Annotated in this window: 3 protein-coding genes and 1 pseudogene; all 4 read right to left on the bottom strand. The window is 41.5% G+C overall.

All coding sequences use genetic code 11. From position 1 onward, the window contains the following. Window positions 1-1,160, bottom strand: a 1,160-nt coding sequence (locus tag ACS8FC_RS13860) for a restriction endonuclease subunit S (RefSeq protein ID WP_439297187.1), incomplete at its 3' end; no start/stop codon positions are given. 23 nt (window positions 1,161-1,183) lie between these two features. After that, window positions 1,184-2,767 carry a type I restriction-modification system subunit M gene (locus ACS8FC_RS13855; RefSeq protein ID WP_439297186.1) on the bottom strand — a complete coding sequence of 528 codons (1,584 nt, stop codon included), beginning with the start codon at window positions 2,765-2,767 and terminating at the stop codon, window positions 1,184-1,186. A gap of 110 nt (window positions 2,768-2,877) precedes the next feature. Then, window positions 2,878-3,081 carry a hypothetical protein gene (locus ACS8FC_RS13850; protein ID WP_300312249.1) on the bottom strand — a complete coding sequence of 68 codons (204 nt, stop codon included), beginning with the start codon at window positions 3,079-3,081 and terminating at the stop codon, window positions 2,878-2,880. After that, window positions 3,078-3,337: pseudogene (locus tag ACS8FC_RS13845) on the bottom strand (ParA family partition ATPase); the annotation flags it as partial. The pseudogene ACS8FC_RS13845 and the gene ACS8FC_RS13850, both read right to left, overlap by 4 nt.

Here is a 3,337-nt window from a genome sequence, read left to right as displayed (position 1 = left end):
TGGTCAATTTGCTCGGCGACGTTATCAATTTTTTGGTCAATAGCGGTTAAGAAGTTGGCGATCTTAGTCTGTTCCTTAAAGGATGGATTAGGAATAGATATCTTTTTCAAAATAGAAGCTGATAAGTTTCCCTGACCACCTTGTAGGTAGGTAGAGATTATCTTTTGTTTTCTAAACACGAGATAATTGTGAAGATAGTTCGTATCTAATGTTTCGCTTCGTATGCATAAGACAGCCTGATTAATAGCTCCTTCAATTTGAGATATAGCAACTTGACCACTAGTAGCACCATATAAAGCATATAGTAAGTCACCTTTTTCTACTAACTTAGCAGACGAGTTATCCAAGGCTGATTTGTTTATAAATTGAGCAGTACTTTCTTGCGCTATCTCACCAGATTTTATGAATGGGATACTTCCTTCGTAAAAAGCAGTATTTGAACTCGTAGGCGTACCTCCTGAGAAAGTGGTACAAACATTACCCAGTATTCTTTCCTTCCAATCCTCAAAATCACTCCCATCATCGGCTTTAAAACGAATTTTTTGGCTAAAAAGCTGCTGCATCATGCCTTTTTTATATTCGCTGAGTAGCTCATGCTTTTGGGTAAGCTCGTCGATTTTGGTATCGACAGCGGATAGGAATGTGGCGATTTTGGTTTGTTCTTCTTTGGTAGGTAAATCAAAATCAATTGAACGAATTGCTTGGAAGTTTATACCTTCTCTGCCACTGCCAGTTTGTTTGGACTGGATCGCATTTTGTCCTTTCTTTGAACTTAAGAAAGACTGTATAAACAAAGGGTCATGACTTTGACTTCTAATGATACAGACATGCTGATTTACGTTGCCCTCATTAAAATTACTGGGCACTACACAGCTACGTCCAATAGAAGCTCCTGTTATATTGAGTAAAATATCATTTGCTACTACTTTACTTCCTGACATTTTTATATGAGTTTCTTGAGGAATATAAACAATGTTTTCTAGTATAAGTTGGTTGTTATTCACATTTTGGCTTCTTATAAAGATAACGCCATCTTCTGTATATGCCTTTGAGCCACCTCGTGGCGTACTACCACTACCTATTTTAGAGGTAATATCACCAAGGCTTTTTCTTTTCCAACTTGTATCGAACTCTTTAAACCGCAATTTTGGCGTTGCCATATCATCGTGTCCTTATCTTTGCTTTATAGCGCTGCTTTAAAAGGCGACTCAATGCCCAGCTCTTTACAGAAGCTATTGATAGTAGCGTCCGTTTTTTGGCTCTTTTTTTCTAAATCTTGCAATGACTTGGCAACGGCTGCTAGATCGACTTCAGGCTCAGCCTCAAACGTGTCCACGTAGCGCGGAATATTCAGATTATAGTCATTATCGCTAATATCCTTTAAAGACGCGATATGAGCAAATTTATCGACATTCTCACGTGCTTGATAGGTTTTGATGATGGTATCAATATGCTCAGGCAGCAGCATATTTTGATTACCTTGCTTTTCAAAGCCTTTACTGGCATCGATAAAGAAGACGTCTTTATTGTGCTTGCGGTTCTTTTTAAATACTAAAATAGAGGTTGGAATACTGGTACCATAGAAGATATTGGCAGGCAGTCCAATCACAGCGTCTAAGGCGTTAAGGTTTTTGATGATGTATTCACGAATATCGCCCTCACTTGAACCGCGAAACAGTACGCCATGCGGCAATACCACTGCCATTGTGCCGTTATCATCTAAGTGATGCAGCATGTGCTGGACAAAGGCCATGTCGGCTTTGGTCTTGGGCGCAAGTTTGCCATAGTCTGAGAAGCGCTCGTCTTGAAGCAGTAAGGGATCAGCGGACCAGTGCGCCGAAAATGGCGGATTGGCCACGATGGCATCAAAGCGCATTCCAACGTGCTGCGGACGCTTGAGCGTGTCTTCTTGTTTGATATCAAACTTGGTGAAGTTCACGCCATGCAAAATCATGTTCATGCGTGCCAAGTTATAGGTGGTGCGGTTCATCTCTTGACCGTAGATTCTATCCACATCATCCGCTTCACGCTTGACACGCAACAGCAAAGAGCCTGAGCCACACGTTGGGTCATAGACTGAGTTTATAGTGTCCTTGCCGCTAGTGACGATTTTGGCCAGTAACGTAGATACCATTTGCGGGGTATAAAACTCCCCCGCTTTTTTGCCTGCGCCACTGGCGAACTCACCGATCAGATACTCATAAGCATCACCTAGCACATCGCTTTCAGTGTTACTCAGGTCAAAATCAATGGCGTCTAAGTGACTTAGCACTTTTACGATCAGCTCATTACGGTCATCAGGGCTATTACCAAGCTTGGTTGAATTGAGGTCGATATCTTCAAATAGGTTGGCAAAATCTTCTTCTGAGTCCGTGCCTAATGTGCCCTGCTCGATGGCTTTTAGCGTATCAGCCAAATCATCGAGGATAAACGCCTGGTCTTGTTTGCCGCGTTTGGCCAGTTGATGAAACAACTGATTGGGCGCAAGCGCGTAGCCAATCTCATCAATAGCGTTTTCTTTGACTTCCTCGATATATTCAAAGTGATCAGGATTGTTAATGTCAAAATTTGCAAAATTGTCAAAGCCCTCGCCTTCTTCAGCCAAGATGTTATTGGCAAAACGGATGAACTTATCCGATAAGTATTTATAAAAAATAAATCCTAGTATGTAGTCCCGAAACTCATCTGCACCCATCTTACCGCGTAGGTCGTTGGCAATATTCCAAAGCTGCTTTTTTAGTTGTTGAAGCTGTTGTGATTGACTCATGATTATCCTAAATTAACATCGTTAGGTGTATAGGTGTATAGGTGTATAGGTGTATAGGTGTATATACACCTTATAATAAATTATTATAAATCAACAATATAGGTTTGTTATCAACGCTCATTCAACCGTGATTCAATCATCTCAGTGAGCAGTTTAGTGACGGTTGTGCGATTATCGAGCACGTATTGTTTGAGCTCAAAATAGGTATCTTCATCAAGATTGAAGTTGACTCGTGTGGTCTTTTTGGACTTATCAGTGACGTCAGACAACTCAAGAGCGTCTTTTTTATCTTTACTTGGGCGGCCAGCTTTCATAGCGCATCCTCCTCATCAAAAAACGTTTTAACCTCGTTGACCAGCTGCGTGATCTCAGTAACGGCATTGCTCTTGGCAGATTCTGTCTCAAATACGGTTTTGCCGACTGAAGCACTGTTTGGGTAGCTAACACGCTGTACGATTCTGGCATCAAGTACCGGCAAATTATAATCTTGTAGCACTGCGGCGACTTCTTTACCGATGTTGGTATTTTGGATAGCGCGAGATACCACAAATGCGGCTTTGAGTTTGCCAT

Source organism: Psychrobacter sp. 1Y4 (assembly GCF_051847555.1).
This window is presented reverse-complemented; position numbering and strand designations above follow the sequence as displayed.